General features: G+C 31.9%; 17 protein-coding genes. 10 read left to right on the plus strand and 7 right to left on the minus strand.

Annotated features, from left to right (window positions below; all coding sequences use genetic code 11):
- The first annotated feature begins 190 nt into the window (after positions 1-190).
- Together IW18_RS11710 and IW18_RS11715 are read left to right on the plus strand one after the other, a co-directional pair.
- Positions 191-637: a GNAT family N-acetyltransferase gene (locus tag IW18_RS11710; RefSeq protein WP_041517907.1), complete on the plus strand. Its 447-nt coding sequence runs from the start codon at positions 191-193 to the stop codon at positions 635-637.
- Positions 638-644: 7 nt separating this feature from the next.
- Positions 645-935, plus strand: a complete 291-nt coding sequence (locus IW18_RS11715; protein ID WP_035627646.1) for a DUF1272 domain-containing protein — start codon at positions 645-647, stop codon at positions 933-935.
- A 323-nt stretch (positions 936-1,258) separates the two neighbouring features.
- Here IW18_RS11715 and IW18_RS22690 read toward each other — a convergent pair whose 3' ends face one another.
- On the minus strand, positions 1,259-2,068 hold the full coding sequence (locus IW18_RS22690) for a leucine-rich repeat domain-containing protein (RefSeq protein WP_052480148.1): 810 nt from the start codon (positions 2,066-2,068) through the stop codon (positions 1,259-1,261).
- A gap of 314 nt (positions 2,069-2,382) precedes the next feature.
- Here IW18_RS22690 and IW18_RS11725 point away from each other — a divergent pair, with 314 nt between their 5' ends.
- Positions 2,383-2,778 (plus strand): hypothetical protein, encoded by a 396-nt coding sequence (locus IW18_RS11725; protein ID WP_041517909.1) that lies wholly within the window; start codon positions 2,383-2,385, stop codon positions 2,776-2,778.
- Positions 2,779-3,112: 334 nt separating this feature from the next.
- Here IW18_RS11725 and IW18_RS11730 read toward each other — a convergent pair whose 3' ends face one another.
- The 5 genes from IW18_RS11730 to IW18_RS11750 form a co-directional block, all read right to left on the minus strand.
- Positions 3,113-3,505, minus strand: a complete 393-nt coding sequence (locus IW18_RS11730) for a helix-turn-helix transcriptional regulator (protein ID WP_041517910.1) — start codon at positions 3,503-3,505, stop codon at positions 3,113-3,115.
- A 328-nt stretch (positions 3,506-3,833) separates the two neighbouring features.
- Positions 3,834-4,421 (minus strand): dual specificity protein phosphatase family protein, encoded by a 588-nt coding sequence (locus tag IW18_RS11735; protein ID WP_041517912.1) that lies wholly within the window; start codon positions 4,419-4,421, stop codon positions 3,834-3,836.
- Positions 4,422-4,440: 19 nt separating this feature from the next.
- Positions 4,441-6,378 (minus strand): LTA synthase family protein, encoded by a 1,938-nt coding sequence (locus IW18_RS11740; RefSeq protein ID WP_041517917.1) that lies wholly within the window; start codon positions 6,376-6,378, stop codon positions 4,441-4,443.
- A gap of 301 nt (positions 6,379-6,679) precedes the next feature.
- On the minus strand, positions 6,680-7,756 hold the full coding sequence (locus tag IW18_RS11745) for an endonuclease/exonuclease/phosphatase family protein (protein WP_205625287.1): 1,077 nt from the start codon (positions 7,754-7,756) through the stop codon (positions 6,680-6,682).
- A 233-nt stretch (positions 7,757-7,989) separates the two neighbouring features.
- A complete protein-coding gene (locus tag IW18_RS11750; RefSeq protein ID WP_041517919.1) occupies positions 7,990-8,919 on the minus strand; it encodes a hypothetical protein in 930 nt (309 codons plus the stop codon).
- A gap of 182 nt (positions 8,920-9,101) precedes the next feature.
- Here IW18_RS11750 and IW18_RS11755 point away from each other — a divergent pair, with 182 nt between their 5' ends.
- Genes IW18_RS11755 through IW18_RS11780 form a run of 6 tightly spaced genes read left to right on the plus strand, consistent with a single transcriptional unit; the run spans position 9,102 to position 14,731 of the window.
- Entirely contained in the window at positions 9,102-10,043 is a 942-nt protein-coding gene (locus tag IW18_RS11755) for a class I SAM-dependent methyltransferase (RefSeq protein ID WP_041517920.1), read from the plus strand.
- A gap of 17 nt (positions 10,044-10,060) precedes the next feature.
- Positions 10,061-12,577, plus strand: a complete 2,517-nt coding sequence (locus IW18_RS22940; protein ID WP_089081919.1) for an FAD-binding oxidoreductase — start codon at positions 10,061-10,063, stop codon at positions 12,575-12,577.
- 27 nt (positions 12,578-12,604) lie between these two features.
- Positions 12,605-12,898 (plus strand): hypothetical protein, encoded by a 294-nt coding sequence (locus IW18_RS11765; protein ID WP_041517922.1) that lies wholly within the window; start codon positions 12,605-12,607, stop codon positions 12,896-12,898.
- A 49-nt stretch (positions 12,899-12,947) separates the two neighbouring features.
- Positions 12,948-13,583, plus strand: a complete 636-nt coding sequence (locus tag IW18_RS11770) for a hypothetical protein (protein WP_041517924.1) — start codon at positions 12,948-12,950, stop codon at positions 13,581-13,583.
- Positions 13,584-13,623: 40 nt separating this feature from the next.
- Positions 13,624-14,130: a GNAT family N-acetyltransferase gene (locus tag IW18_RS11775; RefSeq protein ID WP_041517926.1), complete on the plus strand. Its 507-nt coding sequence runs from the start codon at positions 13,624-13,626 to the stop codon at positions 14,128-14,130.
- A 52-nt stretch (positions 14,131-14,182) separates the two neighbouring features.
- The gene (locus IW18_RS11780; protein WP_052480150.1) at positions 14,183-14,731 is read left to right on the plus strand and encodes a HutD family protein; all 549 of its coding nucleotides are present in this window, start codon (positions 14,183-14,185) and stop codon (positions 14,729-14,731) included.
- A gap of 204 nt (positions 14,732-14,935) precedes the next feature.
- Here IW18_RS11780 and IW18_RS11785 read toward each other — a convergent pair whose 3' ends face one another.
- On the minus strand, positions 14,936-15,505 hold the full coding sequence (locus IW18_RS11785; RefSeq protein ID WP_041517927.1) for a Crp/Fnr family transcriptional regulator: 570 nt from the start codon (positions 15,503-15,505) through the stop codon (positions 14,936-14,938).
- Positions 15,506-15,723: 218 nt separating this feature from the next.
- Between IW18_RS11785 and IW18_RS11790 the strand changes: the two genes are divergently transcribed.
- Positions 15,724-16,836 carry a pectate lyase family protein gene (locus IW18_RS11790; protein ID WP_041517929.1) on the plus strand — a complete coding sequence of 371 codons (1,113 nt, stop codon included), beginning with the start codon at positions 15,724-15,726 and terminating at the stop codon, positions 16,834-16,836.
- The last annotated feature ends 40 nt before the right edge of the window (positions 16,837-16,876 follow it).

Below are 16,876 nucleotides of genomic sequence, written 5' to 3' on the forward strand. Positions count from 1 at the left end.
AAATACTCGCTTTTTTTATTGCATTACCATTAATTATTTTGAATTAATATATAAAATATCAAGTACGGAAATCCGTAAAAATTGGCAATAAAAAACACATATATTTGAAAAGTAAGAAACCGAAATAAAGTTTCGCCTATAAACAAGTTGGCGGCAAGCAGAAACAAACATCCGTACCAATAAGAAACAAATGAAAATACGAAAAATAGAACTAAATGACATTAAGAATTTATCCGAGCTTTTTAATGACTACCGAATTTTCTATGAAATGGAATCTGACTTGGAAGGGGCAAAGAAATTCCTGCTTGAAAGAATTAAAAACAAGGAATCCGAGATTTTTGTAGCAGAGAATCCAGAAAATAACTTAATTGGTTTTGTTCAAATGTATCCAATTTTCTCATCGACAAGGATGAAAAGACTTTGGCTTTTGAATGATTTATTTGTTGCTGAAAATCACAGAGGACTTGGAGTTTCGGTTTTGTTAATCAATAAAGCAAAAGAACTTTGCATAGAAACCAATTCTTGTGCAATAGTTTTAGAAACTGCAAAATCAAACGATGTTGGAAACAAACTATATCCAAAAGCTGGATTTTCAATAGACTTAGATCATAATTATTATTCGTGGAATAACAAATAAAAAAACAATGTTAGAAATTAGACCTATTTGCGAACATTGCGCAAAATCTTTACCAAACGAAAGTGAAGAAGCAATGATTTGTACTTTTGAATGTACTTACTGTAAGGATTGTGTAGACAATCTCTTAGAAAATGTTTGCCCAAATTGCGGAGGTGGATTTGAGAAAAGGCCAATTAGACCGAAAGAATTGCTACTGAAATATCCATCCAAAATAGAACCTCTACTAAAGCCAGTTAATTTAATTGAGTTTGAAGTTTTGAAGAGTAAAAACAAGGATTTAGAACCCAACAAACGATAATGCCAGCCGCCAACAGCAGTTTGGGTAGATTAGGGCCCGATCGCGCAGATTTATTTATACAACGATACCTCAAAGTTAGCGCGGATTTGCAATCCGTGCCCGCAACAGTAAGACACAAAAACAAATCATTTAAACAAAAGTTACACAAATTAATGCGCTTTTATATTTAGAAAAAGAAGAAACCAATCTTTGCGGGCACGGATTGCAAATCCGCGCTAACGTTGCTGAGATAAATCTGCGCGATCGGGGTAATATCAATAACGATATGAGCCAATTACAGATAGACTACAATAATTATAAATATCTAAAAAAATAAATTAAAATTATTCGCAAATAAAAGGTGCTATTTCCTGAAAATATTGATCAAACAGATTACCTCCACGATCTTTAAATGCTTTTATACTGGGATGACAACATTTGATAGAATTATCTATGTAAAGGTTTAAAAAAATTGTTTCTTTACTGACAACTAAAGTTGTCAGGTCATTACGAAAACACTCAAGAATATATAAATTCAAATTTTTACTTACATCAAGAATAATTATATGGTTAAAGGAACAATAAAGTCTTTTCAATTCTCTATTGTTACTTACATCAAGCTTGATAAGTTGGTTCCTATCAAAATTAAGCCATTCCAAATTTAGATTCTTACTTAAATCAATTGAACTAATTTTGTTATTGTAACATTCAAGTCTCTTTAAATTTACGTTTTTACTTAAGTCAAGTTTTGTAAGTTTATTATAACTGCAATCAAGTTTTGTCAAAGCTACATTTTTACTAAGATCAATTGTTACAAGTTTATTGTCACTACAATGAACTCCTGTTAAAGAAGTAAAATATTGTATCCCCGACAATGAAATAATATCTTTTCTATTAATACTCATCAATTCATTGTAGGAAACAACAGAAGAATGATTTGAAATAAATTTACCATCAGGAGTAAAAGCCAATGGCACTATTGTCTTTAAATAAGCTTTAAAGTTTGCATCTGGTATTTCAGCATACACCGGAGATGGGTCATTTTTTTTAAAACAACTATAACTTATATTTGTAATTATAAGCATTACAAAAAAGATTATTATCCTCATCAAAACTTTCTTCTTCTTTTGCGCTGTAAATATATTTTTTACCATTACTATTTTTAAAATGTCTTATTGTATGCAAGTTTATAAATTAAATCATTTTAGAGCAATATATTTGTAAGTTTTTTTCTAAATAAAAAGTAAATTACCCGATCGCGCAGATTTAGCTCCGCAACGATAGCGCGAATTTGTAATCCGTGCCCGCAAAGATTGGTGAGTATTCTTTGAAAAAATGTCCGCATAGATTTGTTTAAGCAACGATAGCGCAGATTTGTAACCCGATCGCACAGATATATCTCAGCAACGATAGCGCGGATTTGCAACTAGCGCTAGCAACTAAGAACTAAAAACAACTGAGAACTATTATGAAGTTTTACACATTAGTTTTTTCAATATACCTACTTTGCATATTTCATGAAATAAGAGAAAAGAAAAATGAAAATCCTATCTTAGGGACTTGGAAGGTTTCTGGAATGTTCTGTTCTGAAAAAGAAGAAGTGCCTAAAGGTTTTTCATTTACTTTTTTTAAAAATGGAAAAGGTTATTTAGAGCACGAAAAAGTAATAGAAAAAGAACCTTTCATATGGCAGATAAATTCAGACACACTACAACTAAAATTCGAACGTGAAAGTGAAGTTAAAAACGTGCTTTTTAAAAAGGATAAATTTCTTTTTAGAAGGTTACCTTATAATAAAAAACATATTGAATTAAGATATTTAGATTTTAAAGAATGTGGTATTGAGTTAGAATTTATGGAATAAAACCAATTGAAACCTGCACGAGTGTGGCACTCGCGCCAACAATTGAACATAAAAAAAGAGATCTTAATTAAGATCTCTTTTTTTATTTACTATATGTTCAAAAACGTTTATTCCAGCTCTGCGAAGTGTTGCGATCGCTGTGCGAAGTCTCCCGACTTCGTACCCGTTCCAATTAACTACAAAGCAAATTACAAGAAATTGGAGCGGGATATAGGAGTGTGGGTACGAAGTCGGGAGACTTCGCACAGCATAAAAGAAGCTCGCGCCAGCAATTGAGCATAAAAAAAAGAGATCTTAAGATCTCTTTTTTTATTTAATATATATTTAAAAACGTTTATTTCCCGTTTAATAATTTCTCCAAATACTCAACTTTATCTTTTTCAGCTTGCACCAAACGTTCGTAAAGTTCTACAACTTTATCTAAAGGGTTAAAAGTACAATTGTAATTAAGTCCTGCATTTACAATACCATTATCGTGATACGTATTACCAATAATATTTAAAACCGCTTCTTCTGAAAAGTTTTTAATTGCTTCAACAGAAACCCCAAGAGCTTTTGCAATTTCCGAAAGTCTTTCTTCTTCAACTGTTTCGCTGTTTTCGATTGCAGAAACAGTTTGCTGGCTTACTCCTAAAGCATAAGCAAGAGCTTCCTGCTTCATATCTTTAAGCTCTCTAATACGGCTAATATTTCTGCCGATATGTTTTGGTTTTGTTGCTGTACTCATAATTCAAAGATATTTAAAAAATTTAAACGAAAATAAATTTCGGTAAAAAACAGGCTTTATTTATAAGATAACCAGTTGGGTGTAATTCAAAAAAAAAAAAATTAACACATAGAATCATAGATTTATTGTTTTTAAAAAAGGAGTACAAAAAAGAAACTAGTTTCTTAGCACATAGTCCCGATCCCGATCCGTCGGGACGGGATTTGTTTATCCTAGTCAAACGCCTTTTACAAGTTTACAATCCCGACGCTTCGGGACTATGATTCTATGTGTTAAAATAATTACATCCAACGGGTTATAAGATACTCTTTTTAATAATTTATGTAAATTATTTTTCCTCGCTTGTTTCTTTTCTGGACTTGTAGTGTTTTAAAAATTCACCTTTGGGAGTTCCGTCGTCAAAAGAACTAAATTTTATTATTGTTCCCGTTTGTTCGCGTGCTTCTTCGCCTGTAAAACCTTCATATTCTATTCGATATAATGCCGAGAACAATTGTGCTCTACCAATTCCGTGGTAACAATGAATTAAAACTGGGTAATTATCCTTGTTGTCCATTATTTTAAAAAACGACTGCAAGGTTTTTTCACTCGGAATTTGATCTGATCCGTTGTTAAAGTAATGAACTCCTTTTATTTTTTCAATTGCTACCTTTTCGGCCACAAGTTCTTCTGGAATTTCGGGATTATTTATAGAGTCCATAGTACCCGGAAAGCGTAAATCGATTACAGATTTAATATGATATTTCTTGATGTAATCTTCGAGTTCATCAGGCGGGATTACACCAGATTTATATACTTTTCCTTCGGTTATGGTTTTAAAATTATGGTTGATATGCAAATCATAAACATATTTCCCTACACCTACAAGCACAAGTGCAACAACCGCAATAGCGATTATCATTTTTTTCTTTTTCATTTTATATTTATTTGTGAGTTTATTTTTCTTTGTAATACAATTTCTGATCGATTACTCTATCGTAATAATCTTCTATAAAGGCTTTGCAGTTAAGTTCTATTTCCTGCATTTCGGCATTTCTACTGCTTATCAAATTGTTTTTTAATTCTTTGTCATTCTTATCATAAAAGCCGAGTGCTTTTTTCCCGTCAAACGTGCAGATGTAGTTTCCTTTAGAAAATTGATAAATTGTACCTGTAGAATTAATTACAAATGGTTGCGAAGATTTTTTATCGAACAAACTTCTGCCCCAACTTCTAAATGGTTTAGGATATCCTACCATATCTAATATTGTGGGGTAAATATCTATTTGTTGTGCCAAGTCTGTATCAACACCAACATACTTACTATTGGGCTGATAAATTAAAATAGGAATTGCATATCGATTTATGGCTTTTTCATATTCTTCGTAATAAATCTGGTTGCAGTGATCGGCTACCATAACAAATATTGTATTCGAAAACCAGGGTTTCTTTTTGGCTTCGTCAAAAAATCTTTTTAGGGCGTAATCTGTATATTCTACACATTTATGTATGGGAACTCCTCCTTCGCGAAATCTGTTTTTATATTTTTCGGGAACAACATAAGGTTCATGCGACGAAACGGTAAAGACACTGGCAAAAAATGGTGTGGCTTTTTTATCCAGCGTTTTTTCCATGAATTGTAAAAAAGGCTCGTCCCAAATTCCCCAATAACCATCAAATTGAGAATCATCATTAAACTCTGTTCTTCCGTAATAATTTTCAATTCCCAAAATATTAGAGAATCCTAAAAATCCCATCGAACCATTTGCAGCGCCATGAAAAAAAGAAGTATTATATCCTTGACTTTTTAAGGTTGAAGCCAATGATTCTATTTTTTGCTTTGGATATGGCGATGATGTAAAAGCATCTTTAAAAGAAGGAATTCCTGCTAATACGGATGACATGCCATGAATAGATTGACGCCCGTTTGCATAAGCGTTTGTAAAAATCATACTCTGTTGCGACAAAGAGTCTATAAATGGCGTATGACTTTTGTAATTGGGTATTTTAGTGTCTTTATTAAATGCGCCAATATATTCCTTGCCAAAGCTTTCTAGTATAAAAACAACAACATTTGGTTTTGTTTGTGGATTGTTGTTGTATTGTTTTATGGGTTGTACTTTTTCTAAAATTACTTGTTCGTTTACATCTTGATAGCTTACTTTTTTAAAGCTTTCTGTAAACATGGTTCTAATAATTGCAAATGGAGTGTTTAGCACAATATCCGAATGGACAATATTGGTTACATGGCGACTAGCGTCTAATAAGTTTATTGGTCTGGTAGCTTTATTAAAATCGCCTCCTCTTATTCCGCCAATGGTAAGTAAAACAATAATTAAAAAGCTAACTGTCGAAAATCCAAAATAATACACTTTGTTTGCAGGAACCTCAACTTTAACGGTGACTTTTTTATACAGAAATACCCAAAATGCCGAAAAAATCAGGAATAAAACGGGAACATACCAATAATCAATAATAAAGCTAAAGAGCAGTGTCATTTTATTAGTTTCGTGTTCTAAAACATTTAAAACCGCAACTGTGGTTCTGGCAAAAGTGTATTTGTAGTAAATAAAATCTACAAAATTGGTTGCATAGGCAATTAAATTGGTCGTAAAATAAACGTAGAAAACTACTTTTTGATAACCGGCATTTGTGTTTCTATATAAGGGAATTACGGACAGTAGTATAAAAAGCAAATTGACATACAAAATGGCAGTAGTATCAAATGCCAATCCATAATAACAAAGCGAAATAAACTCAGAAAATGAATCTACTTTTAAGATGCTTTTATTAAAGAGATAAAATAAAACTCTGGCGAAAAAATAAAAAAGATAGACTAATGAAAGTCTGTAAAAAAAAACTTTAAACTCGTTTAAACGTAAGTGCTTGAACATTTTAGATAAATTATTTTAATGTAATCTGCATAACTTACCACGTAGCGATTATAAATAAACTATTTGGTGGTAATGAAAATCTAAAATCAAAAACAATAAAAATTATTTTCTGATTTCAGATTTTACAAATGTAAGAAAATACTACAAACAAATACTTGTAGTGAATTATATTTATAACATATTTCTTACTTTAAAATAAATCTAAACGAAAAAAAACATCATAATAGCTACAAAACCCGAAGACTTTGTACCTATTATGATGTTCCTACAATAAGAAATGGTATTATTTTACCTTGAATGATTAATTTGTAATCGAAAAAGTTACCAAAACTCCTTTATGATCTGTTGGCCATATACCATTTGGTTTTAAAAACGTGTCCTGATCGTGGGTCTCCTCTCCTTTCCCTCTTACAATACTACCCGTTGGCCCTACAATTAAGGCATCTGTAAGTGACAATTTTTTGTTGGGATAAAAATAGATAAAATCAATACGATCTCTTTCGTCGGCATCTTTCGCCCATAAAAGTTTAGATAACTCCACATCGGTATTATAAGCTGGCCAAGTAAATCCTGGGTATTTAACCGGATCAGGATATTTTACTCTATACGAATCCAGAAAACCATTATTTTGAAGCGTTAAACTATTGTGCCACGGTACAACAACTCCGTTATGATCAAATAAATCTTTGGTTGCCGCTGTCCAATCTAAATGCGATGGCTCATTAAAATCTCCGCCCAAAAGCACCAGATTTCCTTTTTGTTGTTCTTTTAAAGCATCTTTTACAAAGAGCACAATCTCTTCGTCACGTTGTGAATCTATGTTTTGTTTCAGGATTTTATGTGTATCAACAATAGGTTCTGGTAGTTTTTTCCAATCAATTCCGTCGTAACCTCTTGGCAAATAACAAGCATAATGTGTATAATCTAAATGTGCCGAGTATACTGCAATACTGGTTTTCTTGTTTAGCTTAATCATACACTTGGTTACAGAACTTGAATTTATGGCCGAAGTAGATTCAATAGGAAATTTTGACAAAATAACGGCATCACTTTTAAGACTGGAACTATAAAAAGTTGTTCCTTTTGCTTTTAGTACTTCTAAAATATGTTGCGTAAAAATGACTCCATTGTAATTTCGCACTTCACTCAGCAAAACAATATCGGCTTCTGACTGAAGGATTACATCTGCAATTGCATCAAATCCTCCTTTTACTGAGGTTCCTTCGTGCCACGTATTTAACGAAAGTACTTTTAACTGCCCTTTAAAATCCTTTTCTACCAAAGACATGTTGGAAGTTTTAATACTAAAAGCAGTCATAGCGCTTACCGCTGTTCCAAAAAATAGCAAAGTAGCAAGGAATAATATTTTATTTTTCATTGAATAATTTATAAAAAGAGTTTTTACTTCTATTATTAATTTGCCAAATTCAAACTGTACTCGAATGCAAATCAATGCTGAAATTTAATATTAAAATCTATTGATTCCAATTTTAGCTTTAAAAATCAAAACCACAAATCATACTGATTGATTCTCAGTACAATTTGTGGTTTTAATTAAGGCAATTAAGTTGTGTAAAATTATTGGCTTTAAATCTTTACAAATAAAATGTTCTATTTGTAAATAAAGCTCATCTTAACATCTGTAAACTTTTTAAAGTTTGTCGAATTCACTTCTGTTATTGTTGTTCCCGACATTAAAATTTCGGCTAATCTACCAAACTCATCAAGATTTCTTTTTAGTGTAATACTATTAAAAGCTGTTGGTTGAGGCAGGTAATTTTTATAAATATTATCAATTTTAATAACATTGTTGGTGCTTTTTTTACCTATTCTGTCTTTAACCACAATGTCCATTCCGTAATTAAAGGCGTAAAAAAATGGCGTTTCGTAAATCATGTCACCCATATTGATGTAAGGACTATTGTCGTAAGTATAATTAACCTCAACGACTTCTCCAGAATATCCTGTTTCTTTCATTTGAGTAACATTACCGTTCTCAATTTTATAATCTACTTGTCTGTTTAAACGATAGTTTTTTCCGTTGTTACTACTTCCGTAATACTCTAATCTTGTAAGGTAATTATTGGTATATTTAAACAATACAGAGTCCTTGCTTGAACTACGAACTTCTTTAGTCGATTCTACTACATCAAAACTACTGTTTACCATTAATGTGATATTACCATTTTGCAAATGCAACGATCTCTTCGAATTTTGTTTAAAACCAGCTATTGGGTCATCTAACATATCAATTTCGATCAAATTATCATTTATATACGTAACGCCATAAACCCAACCTGTAAAACTAATTTTGTTGACTCTTTTTAAATCATCATATTCATAAGTTTGCGGATCTCTAGAATAGCCAATATCCATAGATTTTGGGTAAAGAATTGAAACTAATTTTTGATTGGCAGGATTAATAACTTCTGGTTGTACAGGATTTGGTTTTGTTGGAGAATCTCCAGAATCTGAAGAGCAGGAAGTAATTGTAAAAAAAATAAATGGTAATAAAAATAATAGTAATTTTTCTGATCTCATATTTAATTTGTTTTTGATTGGGGTTAGTAAAACAGGAACATATCCTTAATTTTCCGATGCCAAATGTAAAAATTTTATTATCAAAAATAAAAGCAAAAAAGCAGTTATTCGAATTCTTTTTTAATTATGAAATTAGTTTTTTGTAAGCATAATCACTATGTTTGGCAGCATAAAAATAAATTATGAAGAGACGGAATTTTCTTAAATCAACGCTGCTTTTTGTTACATCGGTACAAGTGTTTCCCAACACGATTTTAAATTTGACTTTAGAAGTTCGAAACAACTTCAAATACATTTATACGAACGCGAAGCTTAAAAATCAGTTCTTTCTGTTTTTAAAAAATGTATTCAATTTATATCCTGAAAAAAAATTCCACGACTTAATTTATCAAAACACCATTGCAAAAAATACAGACAAAGAGATTTATTTAGCCACACAATCTAAGTTGGACGATATAACTCCTATGCTTTCCACCTTCCGTTATCAGCTTCCGGCTTTGATGCATCAAAAAAATGAAATGTCTGTCGAAACAGTTTCTTTACTAGGCGAAGGCAGTTCGTATAACGGATATTTAGAAATTGGTTCTTCGGGCAGGTATTTAGATTATCTGGAAGAAAGCGTTTCTATAAAAGGAAAAAGATATTATGCCGATGGCCGAAAACCTAAATATTCTTTTTCTGAAATGGTCGATCGAGGTCAAATCGCCGTTGGTGCAGAATATATTCAGTTTACAGATTACAAAACCAAATTTGCAGACCACGTACCCAAAAACAGTTTAGACCTAGTAACGGTATACATTGGTTTTCATCATTGCCCTTTAGATTTGCGAACGCAATACATTTCGTCTATTAGAGATACAATGCGAATTGGCGGAAAATTGATTTTAAGAGATCATAATTGCGATACCGAAGATCAAAAAGTATTGGTGGCCTTGGCGCACGATGTTTTTAATTTGGGCGTAAACGAAACCTGGGAATACAACAGTAAGGAAGTAAGAAACTTTTATTCGTTAGATTTTATTATTGATTTTGTCGAAAAAATCGGGTTCAAGTTTCATCAAAAAACCTTGTATCAAAAAGGAGATCCTACAAAAAATGCCTTAATGCTTTTTACAAAAATATAATCACCGTACTTTCTTCCATGAAAAAAATCTACCGTTTGATTCAAATTCTCTTTGTCTATTTTATAAAAATTATAAAGTTTCTATACACCCGAATCAAAAAGTCGATTCGATATATTAATAGCAAAAAGCGCTTAGCAATTCCGTTTTATAGTTTTCTTGCGTTTGTAATCTATATCTTTTTATTAATACAATTTTCGGGAGATCCTGCATTTGATAAAACACTTGAGAACAAAACCTTAAATGATGTTACAAAACTGAATCCTATTCAGGTTAATAAAATCATCGAACCCAAAACGGTAAATGAAATTGTTTCTGCTATAAAAAATACCACCGGCCCCATTTCTATTGGTGGAGGAAAATACAGTATGGGCGGACAAACGGCTTTCGAAAATAGTTTACATATCGACATGAGACTGTTTAATAAAATCGTCAATATTGATACTACAAAAAAGCAAATTACAGTACAAGCCGGAATTCGATGGAGAGACATTCAAAAAGTAATTGATCCTTTGAATTTGTCTATAAAGATCATGCAAACTTATTCTAATTTTACGGTTGGCGGCGCAATATCTGTAAATTGTCACGGAAGGTATATTGGTCACGGTCCTATAATTTCATCGGTATTAGAACTAAAAATTATTACTGCAAATGGCGATATCATAATTGCTAACCGAGATGTAAACCAAGATGTTTTTAATGCCGCAATTGGTGGTTATGGCGGTATTGGAGTAATTGCCGAAGCTACTTTACAATTGGTAGACAATGTAAAAGTCGAAAGATTTCATGAAGTAATGCCTATTGAAGATTACAAAGCTTATTTTGATAAAAATATTCGTAGCAATGAAAATGTAGTTTTTCAGAATGGAAATTTATATCCGCCTAAATACGATAAAATAATGAGCGTTTCCTGGCAAAAAACCACAAAACCGCTAACAGATAAAGATCGTTTAATACCCGAAGATGAAAATTATTGGCTCGAATCGCATATGGCAGGAGTTGTATCCTGGGGAAATTCAGGAAAATGGATTCGAGAATATACGATTGATCCTTTGTATTACATTCCTAAAACGGTACGATGGAGAAATAAAGAAGCTAGTTATGATGTAAAAGAATTAGAGCCTTCTTCGCGAGAAAAAACAACTTACGTATTGCAGGAATATTTTATTCCGGTAGAAAACATAAAATCGTTTATTCCGAAAATGAGTGCTGTTTTTCAAAACAATAAAGTCAATGTAATCAATGTTTCGCTCAGACATGCTTTGCCTGATCATGAAAGTTATCTTTCGTGGGCAAGAAAAGAAGTTTTTGCCTTTGTAATTTACTATAAACAAGGTACAAATCAGGAAGCAAAAGATCTTGTAAAAAAATGGACGCTTGAAATGACTGATGCTATTTTGAGCGAAAACGGAACTTGGTATCTTCCGTATCAGCCACACGCAACGGTCGAACAATTTCAAAAAGGATATCCGGACAGCAATAAATACTTTGAATTAAAAAACAAACTAGACCCAAATCAGCGATTTACAAATAAGCTATTAGACAAATACAATCCTTATGCGAAAAATATATTCGCCGAAGAAAAAAAGAAAACAAAAGACTATTTTAGAGCCGAAGAACAAACTGTTCTAACTGTTCCGGAATGGTATTTAGTGTACAATCCAAAAGAGTACGCAAATTATTTAGAAAGCGGTAAAAACCCTTCAGATTTTCCTTTTTACAAATCTATTGATGAATACTGGAAACTTTATGATCGTTCTCTAAAATTGACTTCAAAAGCTTATCCTGAAAACGGCGAATATAAAACGATGCTTCAGGTTATTGGCGTAAGTATGACAATGGAATATGGTGCTAAGATTCTTTATGAAAATACCATTGGAAGATTCTTTTCTTTATTCGCGGAAGAAAAATCATCTGAATCTGAGAAAGTAATTATTGAAGCTCAAAAAGCATATAGCGATTTTATTTACCAAACCGCATGGTACGAGTTTAAGTTTTTACCTTGGATTACGAAAGTTTGGACAGCATCTGAAAAATCAGATCACAGTATACTTCGAAAATGGGAAAGAACATTTCTTTTCACTATCGAGTTTTCATTTAAAGCTTTTTATTCTCAACTAATCGAATGGGCAGCAAAGTCTACTTATGAAACTCCGGCCGACAAAATTTATTTGATTGTTTCTAATGTCGATTCTATTAAAGAAAGCAAGGATATAAAAATTATCAAAAGAGATCGCGACAAAATGATGATTGCCATAACAAGATGGGAAGTTTTTACAAAAAAAATGATTGAACTCTCTAAACAAGATGTAAAAATCTTCGAGATTTCCGGCAACGACGAAATTGCAGTTTCTACGATTATGAATAAATCACAAGACATAAAGTTGCAAGACATAAAACTATTGTATCAATCCAGAATTGTTACCGATGAAAAGCTAAAAAGAATTGTTTATCTTTTACCTGTTGAAAAACTATTACCTTTTATTAAAAATTTACAAAGTAACAATGTTACTGTTGAGCATGTTTATGATTATTAAATAACCGAACGCTTACAAATTTTAAAAATGGAAAAACTCTTTCTAATTATATTAATTGTACAAATGCTATGTTATGGTTTAGTTGATTACTTTAAAATCAAATATGGAAGACTAATTGTGCTTTCAATATTTTTATCACTTTTTTTAATCTTCTTTCCTATTTATTTCAAGATTGACGACGAAAAACAAAAAACATCACTTATTTGTATTTACAATGCATTTGCTTATTTTGAAATCTATTGGAATATTGGTTTAACACTAGTTTTATCTTCTCATTTCGTTTACTACTATTTGATTAATCGAAAACCAAAAAGTACTTAATTTACTTTATGTAAAATCTAAATTTTTATAACTCCAATAAAAAAAACCTATGAACCAAAAAATTATAAAAACACTTTTAATCTTTATTTCATTAATAGTAGTTGCTTGCGGGAAAAAAGATTCTAATAAACCTTTTGATGAAGGAAATGTAAAGGATGAAATCTACACTAGTAAAGAAATTGGCTGGACATTAGAAATTCCCAAAGGCTGGTCTATTATATCCAGAGATAAAATGGAAAAAAATGATGAAAAAGGCCAAAAAGCGCTTGAAAAATCATCTGGCAAAAGAGTAGATATGAGTGCTTTAAAACACCTAATCAGTTTTCAGAAAGACAATTTCAATCTCTTTGTTTCAACTTCGGAACCATATAAAGAACTGAATCCTGGAGATCACAAAAAAAATGGTAAAACTGTACGAGAGTTAATTTATCAAACCTACATAGATCATGATATCAAAGCCGATTCATCATCAAGAAAAGAAATTATACAAGGCCTTGAATTTGATGCATATTATGTCACCATTTATGCTCCAGATGGAAAAGTAATTCTAAACCAAATTTTATACAACAAGCTTATTAATGGTTATGATTTTGGCGTAAACATAAATTACAACAATGAAAATGACAAAAATACTATGGTTGACGCGTTTAAAAAATCTAAGTTTAACCGTCGATTAAAGCAATAATTTTAAATTAATATACAAATAATTAAGTGTATAGCATACCATGATTACAAAAGCAACATTACAAGATATTCCTGCATTAACGATATTAATTAATTCTGCATACAGAGGAGAAACCTCAAAAAAAGGCTGGACTACCGAAGCCAATTTATTAGAAGGAAAAAGAACCAATGAAGAAGAACTAACAGAAACATTACTGGATCCTAAAAATACAATTCTGAAATTTACAGATAACAATACAATTATTGGTTCGGTTTTATTGATTGAAAAGGAACATCAATTGTACTTGGGAATGCTTACCGTTTCGCCAGAACTTCAAAACAGTGGAATTGGAAAAAAACTTTTGGCTGAAGCCGAAAATCACGCCAAAGCTTTAGGTTTATCTAGTATTATTATGACGGTAATTTCTGTTCGTGAAGAGCTTGTTGCGTGGTACAAACGTCACGGATATGTTGATACTGGCGAAAGAGAAGCTTTTCCTGAAAGCGAAATTCATGTTACGATTTCGGAAAACCCTTTGGAGTTTATTTATTTGGAGAAGAAAATTTAAGGGTCAAGAAAACAATCCGTTTTACTTTTGATTTCTCATTAAAAATAGAAAAATGTACATAAGACTTGTCCCTAAAAAAAATAGTAAAGCCTCTATATGGAGTGGCGGATTAACATATGAATATATGATATATCCAAAAACAGCTAACTATGCCGATAGAGATTTTATATTTAGAATAAGCAGTGCTACAATAGAGAAAGTACCTTCAGTGTTCACCAAATTTAAGGGCTACTATCGATACTTGGCTATGCTTGATAACTGCTTAGATATTGAGATAAACAAAGAAAAAAAAGTATATGAGAAGTATGAAATCATGAAATTTAATTCGGATGACGAGATTACTTCCTATACAAAAGGTATTGATTTTAATTGGATGGTTTCTGAAAAAGTTGTCCATCACAAACTGAGAATAACGAATAGTAGTCAGAATTGTGATGCTGAAATACTATTTTTATTTTCTCTGGATATAACAACTATTAAAATTAATGAGAATTGTTATGATCTAGAACCTTATGATTTATTAGTCATTGAAAATCCTGAAAAGGAAAATGTAATGCTTCATTCTTCTAATGAATGTCTTTATGGAATATTAGATTTTTAATCTGCTAATGTGTGGAGAAGAAAATTTAGTTTTTTTATTACGTACGTGAAATTTGCTCGCAAAGACGCAGAGACGCAAAGAAAAATAAAACCTTGCGTCTTCGCGCGTTTGCGAGATTTTAAATACAACGTTAGACGCACAGCTGTGCGTCTCTACAATATACCTTTGAACCTTAATGCCTAAGCAACTCAGTACCTCACCAACTCAGCATCTCTTCTTAATCTTTGACAAAAATTCATGCGAAACACCAAGATAAGAGGATAAATTTCTATTGTTAATCTTATCTATTTTGTGTGCGTATCTCTCAATAAATTCCAAATATCGTTGTTTAGAAGTTTTATTTAAAACATCGACTAATCTTTGCTGAATGGCGATATTAGCCTTTTCGACTATAAGAATATGAAACTGAAGTAACTTTGGTACTTGTTCAAACAAAAGTGCTTTATTGGTTTTGTTAATCACCAAAATCTCACTGTCTTCGATGGCTTTAATATTGTAGGTTGTTGGTTTTTGATGGTAAAAACTTTCGATATCACACATCCATTCGTTTTCGAAAGAGAAGAAAATTACACTTTCGGTTCCGTTGTCATTTAAAATGTAGGTTTTAAAGGCTCCTTTTAAAATGAAACCTTCATAAGAACTGTTTGAATCCTGAATTTGTAGGTATTCATTTTTTTTAAGTTTAATAAATTCTGTTTTTTCAACAACAAAATTCCATTCCTCATCAGTGAGTAGAAATTTGCGTTCAATGCTTAATCGTAGGTTTTTATACATGTGGTTTTTACTTTTATTCTTACTCAGGGGCGTAAGTAGGTGAATGAATGAAAAATAATGTAATCGATTACGTAAAAATATAATTTTTTGTAATGTGATGGTTACGAAATACATAATTAACAGTAAAATATTTTCAAAACATTGAACTTGTTCAACATTATTCATACAAATTATAAGCAGATTTGCAGTATTAACTATTTAAAACCACACTTAATATTATGAAACTTAAATCAATTTGTACAGTGTTAGCCCTAACACTAGTTTTTGGATTCGCAAGCTGCAACTCCGAAGAAATTGCCACTCCACAAAGTAGCGAAAATGCAATTATCGAAACCACAACACCTATTACCGGCAGTGCAACAGCAAAAGTTGGAAACTGTACTGAAGTTCCTGGATGGGCTTCTCAAAACGGAGGAACTACAGGTGGAGGAACATCTCCCGAAACGGTTGTTAGTAATTATGCTCAATTAAAATTAGCAATTGAAAACAGCGCCGTTAAGGTGATAAAAGTTACGGGTACAATTACTATCACGGCAAGATTGTCCTTGCAAGATCAAACGGGTAAAACTATTTATGGTGCAAGTGGAGCAAAACTGGTATCGACAGATCAAACTAAAGATGGTTCTGGTATTATCAACATTAAAAGATGTACGAATTTAATCATCAGAAATTTAATTTTTGAAGGACCTGGTGCTTATGACACTGATGGTTGGGACAATGCTATTTTGGACGATTGTCAAAATGTATGGGTAGATCACTGCGAATTTAGAGATGGTGTTGATGGAAACTTTGACATCAAAAACAAGTCTGATTATGTGACTGTTTCTTATACCAAATTTACTTACCTAAAAGCGCCAAAAGCGGGAGGCTCGGGAGGAACAGATGATCACAGATTCTCGAATTTAATTGGTTCTAGTGACGGTGCAACTGCTGATCGTGGAAAACTAAGAATTACTTTTGCTCGTTGCTGGTGGGCTGCAGGCTGCAAAGAAAGAATGCCTAGAGTTCGTTTTGGTAAAATACACATTATTAACAGTTACTTTAATAGTACAGTAACTAACAAATGTATTGCGGCAGGTTTTGAAGCCGATATTCGCGTAGAAAACAATGTTTTTGAAGGTGTTAAGACTCCAATAGATTTAATGACTGGATACACAGCAGTTACAGCAGTTGGAAACTCTTTCGTAAATACAACTGGAAACACAGCCGGAAGCAACACTGCGTTTACTCCACCTTATTCTATTTTAACATTAGCAGCAACAGCGGTTAAAGCAGATATTACTGCAGGAGCAGGTGCTACTTTTTCTGGTAATACTTGTGGATCGTTTTAATAAAAAATAGTTCTTTTTCTAATTATAGAACTAATATATT

The organism is Flavobacterium hibernum (genome assembly GCF_000832125.1).
In the GTDB taxonomy this organism is placed as follows: Bacteria; Bacteroidota; Bacteroidia; order Flavobacteriales; family Flavobacteriaceae; genus Flavobacterium; species Flavobacterium hibernum.

Coding starts and splice junctions, on each gene's coding strand:
- IW18_RS11770 (WP_041517924.1), top strand. CDS start 12,948: ATGAACCAAAAAATTATAAAAACACTTTTAATCTTTATTTCATTAATA.
- IW18_RS11740 (WP_041517917.1), bottom strand. CDS start 6,378: ATGTTCAAGCACTTACGTTTAAACGAGTTTAAAGTTTTTTTTTACAGA.
- IW18_RS11725 (WP_041517909.1), top strand. CDS start 2,383: ATGAAGTTTTACACATTAGTTTTTTCAATATACCTACTTTGCATATTT.
- IW18_RS11785 (WP_041517927.1), bottom strand. CDS start 15,505: ATGTATAAAAACCTACGATTAAGCATTGAACGCAAATTTCTACTCACT.
- IW18_RS11735 (WP_041517912.1), bottom strand. CDS start 4,421: ATGAAAAAGAAAAAAATGATAATCGCTATTGCGGTTGTTGCACTTGTG.
- IW18_RS11790 (WP_041517929.1), top strand. CDS start 15,724: ATGAAACTTAAATCAATTTGTACAGTGTTAGCCCTAACACTAGTTTTT.
- IW18_RS11745 (WP_205625287.1), bottom strand. CDS start 7,756: ATGAAAAATAAAATATTATTCCTTGCTACTTTGCTATTTTTTGGAACA.
- IW18_RS11780 (WP_052480150.1), top strand. CDS start 14,183: ATGTACATAAGACTTGTCCCTAAAAAAAATAGTAAAGCCTCTATATGG.
- IW18_RS22690 (WP_052480148.1), bottom strand. CDS start 2,068: ATGGTAAAAAATATATTTACAGCGCAAAAGAAGAAGAAAGTTTTGATG.
- IW18_RS11750 (WP_041517919.1), bottom strand. CDS start 8,919: ATGAGATCAGAAAAATTACTATTATTTTTATTACCATTTATTTTTTTT.
- IW18_RS11715 (WP_035627646.1), top strand. CDS start 645: ATGTTAGAAATTAGACCTATTTGCGAACATTGCGCAAAATCTTTACCA.
- IW18_RS11730 (WP_041517910.1), bottom strand. CDS start 3,505: ATGAGTACAGCAACAAAACCAAAACATATCGGCAGAAATATTAGCCGT.
- IW18_RS11765 (WP_041517922.1), top strand. CDS start 12,605: ATGGAAAAACTCTTTCTAATTATATTAATTGTACAAATGCTATGTTAT.
- IW18_RS11710 (WP_041517907.1), top strand. CDS start 191: ATGAAAATACGAAAAATAGAACTAAATGACATTAAGAATTTATCCGAG.
- IW18_RS22940 (WP_089081919.1), top strand. CDS start 10,061: ATGAAAAAAATCTACCGTTTGATTCAAATTCTCTTTGTCTATTTTATA.
- IW18_RS11755 (WP_041517920.1), top strand. CDS start 9,102: ATGAAGAGACGGAATTTTCTTAAATCAACGCTGCTTTTTGTTACATCG.
- IW18_RS11775 (WP_041517926.1), top strand. CDS start 13,624: ATGATTACAAAAGCAACATTACAAGATATTCCTGCATTAACGATATTA.